The sequence below is a fragment of the Leisingera sp. S2M4 genome (assembly GCF_055398055.1).
Map to the genome: position 1 here is coordinate 238,331 of NZ_AP040863.1, position 6,670 is coordinate 245,000.

At 64.4% G+C, this 6,670-nt stretch carries 6 protein-coding genes; 1 reads left to right on the top strand and 5 read right to left on the bottom strand.

What is annotated here, in order from left to right; translation table 11 throughout:
* Positions 1-5 precede the first annotated feature (5 nt).
* The 5 genes from ACZ52D_RS19975 to ACZ52D_RS19995 all read right to left on the bottom strand — a co-directional run bounded on the left by ACZ52D_RS19975 (position 6) and on the right by ACZ52D_RS19995 (position 5,410).
* The gene (locus ACZ52D_RS19975; protein ID WP_464443664.1) at positions 6-980 is read right to left on the bottom strand and encodes an ABC transporter ATP-binding protein; all 975 of its coding nucleotides are present in this window, start codon (positions 978-980) and stop codon (positions 6-8) included.
* Positions 977-1,984 carry an ABC transporter ATP-binding protein gene (locus ACZ52D_RS19980; protein WP_464443665.1) on the bottom strand — a complete coding sequence of 336 codons (1,008 nt, stop codon included), beginning with the start codon at positions 1,982-1,984 and terminating at the stop codon, positions 977-979. Before ACZ52D_RS19980 ends, ACZ52D_RS19975 begins: the two co-directional genes overlap by 4 nt.
* 11 nt (positions 1,985-1,995) lie before the next feature.
* The gene (locus ACZ52D_RS19985; protein WP_222455914.1) at positions 1,996-2,892 is read right to left on the bottom strand and encodes an ABC transporter permease; all 897 of its coding nucleotides are present in this window, start codon (positions 2,890-2,892) and stop codon (positions 1,996-1,998) included.
* A 1-nt stretch (position 2,893) separates the two neighbouring features.
* A complete protein-coding gene (locus ACZ52D_RS19990; RefSeq protein ID WP_222455913.1) occupies positions 2,894-3,811 on the bottom strand; it encodes an ABC transporter permease in 918 nt (305 codons plus the stop codon).
* A gap of 90 nt (positions 3,812-3,901) precedes the next feature.
* Entirely contained in the window at positions 3,902-5,410 is a 1,509-nt protein-coding gene (locus ACZ52D_RS19995; RefSeq protein ID WP_464443666.1) for an ABC transporter substrate-binding protein, read from the bottom strand.
* Between the two features lie 120 nt (positions 5,411-5,530).
* Here ACZ52D_RS19995 and ACZ52D_RS20000 point away from each other — a divergent pair, with 120 nt between their 5' ends.
* On the top strand, positions 5,531-6,355 hold the full coding sequence (locus tag ACZ52D_RS20000) for an IclR family transcriptional regulator (RefSeq protein WP_464443667.1): 825 nt from the start codon (positions 5,531-5,533) through the stop codon (positions 6,353-6,355).
* Positions 6,356-6,670 lie beyond the last annotated feature (315 nt).

Consider the following 6,670-nt stretch of genomic DNA (forward strand, 5'->3'; position numbering starts at 1 on the left):
CCCTCCTATGCCGCCGGCGCCTGGGCACCGTAGAGGTGGCATTCGACCCTGCCGTCCTCGGTCGGCACCGTCAGCGGCGCGGCCTGGCTGCACTGGGCCATTGCCTTGGCGCAGCGCGGGTGGAAGTGGCAGCCCTTGGGCGGGTCAATGGGGTTGGGATAGGTGGCACCCAGATGGGTGTCGGGTACGCCCATGCCGGGATCCGGCGTCAGCACCGATTGCAGCAGCGCGTCCGAGTAGGGATGGCGGCGGCGGTCGAACAACCCTTCGACGCTGGCCTCCTCGACGATGCGGCCGAGGTACATCACCGCCACCCGGTTCGCCAGGTGCTCCACCACCGCGAGGTTGTGGCTGATGAACAGATAGGTGAGGCCAAATTCGCGGCGCAGCTCGCCCAGCAGGTTGAGGATCTGCGATTGCACCGACACATCCAGCGCCGAGGTGGGCTCGTCACAGATGACGATCTCGGGCTTCATGATCAGCGCGCGGGCAATTGCCACCCGCTGGCGCTGGCCGCCGGACATCTGGCTGGGGTAGGTGTTCATCACCCGCGCGGGCAGGCCGACAATGTCGAGGATCTCGCGCACCGCCTTTTCCTGGCTGGCGCTGTCGCCGACATTATGCACCCGCAGGGGCAGCGAGATGATGTCATAGATGCTTTTGCGCGGGTTAAGCGAGGAATAGGGATCCTGAAAGATCGGCTGGATGCGGCGCGCCAGTTCCGAGCGGTTCTGCGCGCCGATCTCCTTGCCGTCGACCAGAACCTGGCCCTCGGTGGGCTGTTCCAGCCCCAGGAGGATCTTGGCGAGGGTGGATTTGCCGCAGCCGGATTCACCGACCAGGCCCAGCACCTCGCCGCGGCCGATCCTGAGCGAGACATCATTGACCGCCTTCAGCGGCTTGGGGGTGGCGAACATGCCCTGTTTGACCTGATAGGTCTTGGTCACGTTGCGCAGTTCCAGAACGGGGGTATCGCTCATGCGGGCACCTCTTGGGGGCTGGCGGCGCGGCCGTCGGGATGCACACAGCGGAAGCTGTGGCGTCCGGCCTGCTGCTCGCGCAGGGGGATGGGTTGGCGGCAGGAGTCAACGGCATGGTCGCAGCGGGTGCGGAAGGGGCAGCCCGAGACCTCGCCGACCAGCGAGGGCACGATGCCGGGAATGGTGCCCAGCTCGGCGCCGCGCTCGGTCTTGCCCGGCACCGGGATGCAGCGCAGCAGGCCGCGGGTGTAGGGATGCGCGGGTGCGCCAAAGACATCCGCCGCGGGGCCGGTTTCCACCAGCTCGCCCGCATACATCACGGCCACCTTGTCGGCGACGCGGGCCACCACGCCCAGGTCATGGGTGATCAGGATCATCGCCATGCCCAGTTCCTTTTGCAGATCCACCAGCAGCCGCAGGATCTGTGCCTGGATGGTCACGTCGAGCGCGGTTGTCGGCTCATCGGCGATGATCAGCTCCGGCTCGCACATCAGCGCCATGGCGATCATCACCCGCTGGCGCAGGCCGCCCGACAGCTGGTGCGGATATTGCGACAGGCGGCTCTTGGCGGCGGTGATGCCAACCTTTTCCAGCAGCTCCACCGCGCGGGCGCGGGCCTGTTCGCGGCTGACCTTCTTGTGCAAAAGCAGCGCCTCGGCCAGCTGATCGCCAATGGTATAGGCGGGGTTGAGCGAGGTCATCGGCTCCTGGAAGATCATCGACATGCGCAGGCCGCGCAGCTTGCGCATGCCGCGCTGGCTGGTTTTCATCAGGTCGATGCCGTCGAATTCCATCCGGTCGGCCCGGCGTGAGATCTTCTTGCCCAGCAGTCCCATCAGCGCCAGCGAGGTGAGCGACTTGCCCGAGCCGCTTTCGCCGACGATGCAGAGGGTCTCGCCGCGGTTGAGGTCGAAATCGATGCCGCGCACCGCGTGCAGGGTGCCGCCGCCGACGGGGATGTCGATGGTCAGGTTGCGGACGGAGAGTATCGGTGTGTCTGTCATGCCTGCCTCCCTCAGTTACGGTTTTCAGGCGCGGTGACGTCGCGAAGACCGTCGCCCAGAAGATTGATCGACAGCACCAGCGCAAACAGCACGAAGCCGGGGATCAGCACCAGCCAGGGCTCGAACAGCATCATCTGCTTGCCCTCGGAGACCATCAGCCCCCAGGAGGGCGTCGGCGGCTGCACGCCAAGGCCGAGGAACGACAGCGCCGCTTCCAGCAGCACCGCATGGGCCATTTCCAGCGTGATCACCACGATCAGGTTGTTGACGATGTTCGGCATGATTTCCGACATCACGATGCGGGTGTTGGAACAGCCGATGGCGCGGGCTGCCGCGACATATTCGCGGCCCTGCACCTGCAGGGTCGAGGCGCGCATCACCACCGCGAAGCGGTCCCACAGCAGCAGGCCCAGCACGGTGATCACCACGGTCAGCGAGCCGCCGAAGATGGCCACCACAGCCAGCGCCACCAGCACCACCGGCATCGCCAGGCGCACGTTGATGAGGAAAGTCACCACCGCATCGACGCGGCCGCCGAAATAGCCCGCGGCAACCCCCATGGCGGTGCCGATGAGGCCGGAGATCAGCGCCGCCACCAAGCCGATCAGCAGCGATACGCGGGCGCCGTAGATCAGGCGCGACAGGTAATCGCGGCCCAGGTGGTCGGTGCCCAGGGGGTGCTCCCAGCTGCCGCCGAGGAACACCGGCGGCTCCATCCGGGCCAGCAGGCTTTGGGCATAGGGGTCATGCGGGGCGATCAGCGGCGCGAAGAGCGCGACAATCACCAGAAGGCCCAGCACGATGCTGCCGATCAGCAGGCCCTGATGGCCGAAGATGCGCTTGCGCAGCAGCTGGCCCGGGGTCGGGCCGGTGATTTCCTGAAGAAGAGGATCTGCAGTCTGGGTCATGTCATCCGGCCCTCATGCGCGGGTCCAGCCAGGCGTTCAGCACGTCGGCAAGGAAGGTGAAGACGATGTAGAACATCGAGAAAACAAGGATCAGCGCCTGCACGGTGGGCAGGTCGTTGCGGCTGATGGATTCCCAGGCCAGGTAGCCGGCGCCGTGCAGCGCAAAGATCGATTCAACCACGATCGAGCCGCCCAGCATGAAGCCCATCTGCACCGCCGCCAGCGACACCACCGGGATGATGGCGTTGCGCAGCGCGTGTTTGAACATCACCAGTCCCTCCGGCGCGCCCTTGGCGCGGGCGGTGCGGATGTAATCCGACGACAGCACCTCCAGCATGCCCGCACGGGTCAGCCGCATGATCGCGGGCATCGCGTAGTAGCCCAGCACGATGGTCGGCATCACGAAATGCAGCGGCGTTGCGGTGCCCGATGGTGGCAGCCAGCCCAGCTGGATCGAAAACACCACGATCAGGATCAGGCCGAACCAGAAGCTCGGCATCGCCTGACCGGCCACCGACAGGAACAGCGCAAAGCGGTCGAGCAGCGAATTGGGGCGGATCGCGGCAGCAACCCCCAGCGGCACCGCGGTCAGCAGCGCAAAGGAGATGCCGCAGACACCCAGGGTCATGGTGATCGACAGGCGTTCGGCGATCAGCCCGGCCACCGGCAGTTTGAAATAGTAGCTTTCGCCAAAATCGCCCATCAGAGCGCTGGACAGCCATTCCCAGTATTGCAGCAGCATCGGGCGGTCAAAGCCGTAGATCCGGCGGATGGCCTCGATGTCCTGGTCGCTGGCGTGTTCCCCGGCGATGGCCGCAGCGGGATCGCCGGACAGGAACAGCAGGCTGAAGGAGATCAGCGAGACGGTGAAGGCGACAAGGATCGCCAGCCCGGCCCGCTTCAGGATGAAACGCAGCAAGGTGAACCTCTTTTGCTGGGTATTGCAGGGACGGCCGCCGCGGCGGCGCATGCGGCAGCGGGGACCTGCCCCGCCGCCGCGCTGGTCTGCTTACTTCCAGTCCATGTCGGTGAAGCGCAGGACCTCATCCGGGGTCGGCGTATAGGTGACCTCGGGGGTGAACACGTAGTTGGTGTTGTAGGAGAACATCGGCACCCAATAGGCCTCGTCCGCGATCTTCTTCAGCGCCTTTGAGTAGTTTTCCTGGCGCACCGCGGGGTCGGTGGCGCTGTCGGCGGCATCCAGCCAGCCCGCCACTTCCGCGTCGCGGGCATCATCCAGCGAGCCGAGCTTGAAGAACTGGCTGGTGATCGCCGAGGTGTCGTTGATCGAGTAGGAGCCCCAGGTCTGGAACGACACCGGCGAGCCGCTTTTCATGCGCAATTCGCGCAGGGCGGAATATTGCAGCATCTTGAAGTCGGTCTCGATGCCAACCGCATTGAGGAAGCTGGCAATTGCCTCGGCATACTCGCGGTCGCGGTAGGCGTAGAACTCGGTCTTGAAGCCGTCCGGGTAGCCGGCTTCGGCCAGCAGCGCCTTGGCTTTGTCGACATCGTAGTCATAGCTGGTCACATCCTGGTCGCAGCCGAACTGGCTGGGGAAACAGGCGGTGGAGATCACCTGGCTCTTGCCTTTCAGCAGAGCGCTGACCAGCGCCTCGCGGTCGATGGCATGGGCCACTGCCTGGCGCACGCGCACGTCGGTGAAGGGGCTGTCCTCGCCGGTGCGGCCTGCGGCGTCCAGCGTCAGATAGCCGATCCGCATGGTGCTTTCATTGGCGACGGTGAACTTGCCCATCTGGTCCAGTTTTTCGGCCAGATCCGCGGGCACCTGCCAGATCAGGTCAAGCGAGCCGCTGAACAGCTCGGCCATCTGGGTGTTCACGTCCGGGATGGTGCGGATGTCGACGGTGCCGATGGACGGTTGGCCCTTGGGGCTGTCGTGGTAGCCTTCGTATTTCTCAAGCACGAAATGCCGCCCCGGCTCGACCGAGGTCACCTTGTAGGGGCCGGTGCCGACGGGCTTCAGCCCCATGCCTGAGGGGCCGGCTTCGGCGTAATATTCATTGGGGTACATCGACACCGGGCCGGAGAGAAATTCGATCGCGGCGGGGAAGGGCGCCTTCAGGTGGATGCGGACGGTGTACTGGTCGATCTTCTCGGCGGATTTCATCCAGTTCACGTTGCGCTGGGTCTTCACGCCGTTGGATTCATCCGCAACGAAGTTGACGGTATAGACCACGTCATCGGCATCAAAGGGCTCGCCGTTGTGGAAGGTCACGCCTTCGCGCAGCTTCAGCTCCAGCGTGACATCGTCGATCCACTCCCAGGAGGTGGCGAGGTTGCCCTTGTATTCGTTGGTTTCCGGGTCGCGGTAGATCAGCCCGTCCCAGACCGCGCGTTGCAGCACCACGCCTTCGCGCGAAGAGTTGAAGTAGCTGTCGACGTTTTCCAGCTCCTTGGTGAAGGCGACATTCAGCACGTCGTCGGACTTGCCGGCCTGCACGCTGGCGGCGGCGGTCATCGCAAGGGCGGCGGCCGGGATCAGGATGCGTTTCATGTTCTCTCCATGTTGGCTTCAAATCTCCACAGGTTGTGTGGCGCAGAGATGGGATTGCAAATTGTATTATTATATGATACTCGGTATCGTTATAGGGACCATAAAAGGGTATGCGCTGCCATGGCGTCAAGACGGAAAATCACCGGCCAGCCGGGGGACACCCCCGTTGAGGCGCCACGCAAGCAGGATACGCTCTATGTGTCATCACTTGCCAAGGGGTTGAAACTGCTGAAGGTTTTCAATCGCACCAACACGCATCTGTCGCTGACCGAGATGGTCAAACTCAGCGGTATGGACAAAAGCGCAGTGCAGCGGCTGGCCAATACACTCATGGTTGAGGGCTTTCTGCACCGCGATCCGGATACCAAGCGCTTTCGCCCCACCCATGCCTGGCTGGGACTGGCCTATGCCTATTACTGGTCCGATTCTCTGGTGGCGCTGGCAATGCCCAAGCTGATCGAGCTGTCGCAGCGCTTGGGCGAGACGGTGAACATGGCCGAGCTGTCGGACACCAGCATCGTCTATGTCGCCCGGCTGCCCTGCCAGCGCACCAATTACGAGGCGACGCTGATCGGGCGCCACCTGCCGGCGCTGTCGGCCTCGCCGGGGCAGGCGATCCTGTCGACCTGGCCCGAGGCCGACTGGCGCGCGGCGGTCGAGACCTGGCCCCTGCGGCAGATGACGGCGCGCACGACCATGGACCGGGCCGAGCTGGCGCGTCAGATGGCGCGCACGGCAGAGCGCGGCTTCAGCATCACGCAGGACCAGATGATCCTGAACGAGATTGGCATCTCCGCCCCGATACGCGGTGCCGATGGTCTGGGCCATGGGGCGGTGCAATGTTCGGTATCGGCCTTCCACTGGACGCCGGAACGGGTCGAGCGCGAGCTGGTGCCGTATCTGCTGGATACCGCCAATTCGATTGCCCCGGCTGGGCGAGGCTAGCCCTGCACCCACGCCGCATCGCTCCTGGCTGTGCCTTTATGTGTATCACGTGCATCTGGTTGCGGAGGCCGGTTCTTGGAGGGGGCGGTGTTTGAGCAGCGCCTTGGGGCGGTTTGGGAACGGCCCGCCGCCTCAAGATCCGGCAAATTCAAAAAGCTGTCGAATTTTGTTGAATTAGGTCTTGCGACTCATTCGGGGTGTCCGTAAAAGCCCCTTCACCGGCGGCGCTGAGGCGCTGCTGACACGCCGGAGAGACGGCGGGACGCGCTGGAGAGACAGCGGCATCTGTTGGATGGAACGAGGCGGGCGCGCTGT

Bases quoted from the DNA above. Each gene is read 5' to 3' on its own strand.
- ACZ52D_RS19980 (WP_464443665.1), bottom strand. From the start codon at position 1,984: ATGACAGACACACCGATACTCTCCGTCCGCAACCTGACCATCGACATC.
- ACZ52D_RS19975 (WP_464443664.1), bottom strand. From the start codon at position 980: ATGAGCGATACCCCCGTTCTGGAACTGCGCAACGTGACCAAGACCTAT.
- ACZ52D_RS20000 (WP_464443667.1), top strand. From the start codon at position 5,531: ATGGCGTCAAGACGGAAAATCACCGGCCAGCCGGGGGACACCCCCGTT.
- ACZ52D_RS19995 (WP_464443666.1), bottom strand. From the start codon at position 5,410: ATGAAACGCATCCTGATCCCGGCCGCCGCCCTTGCGATGACCGCCGCC.
- ACZ52D_RS19985 (WP_222455914.1), bottom strand. From the start codon at position 2,892: ATGACCCAGACTGCAGATCCTCTTCTTCAGGAAATCACCGGCCCGACC.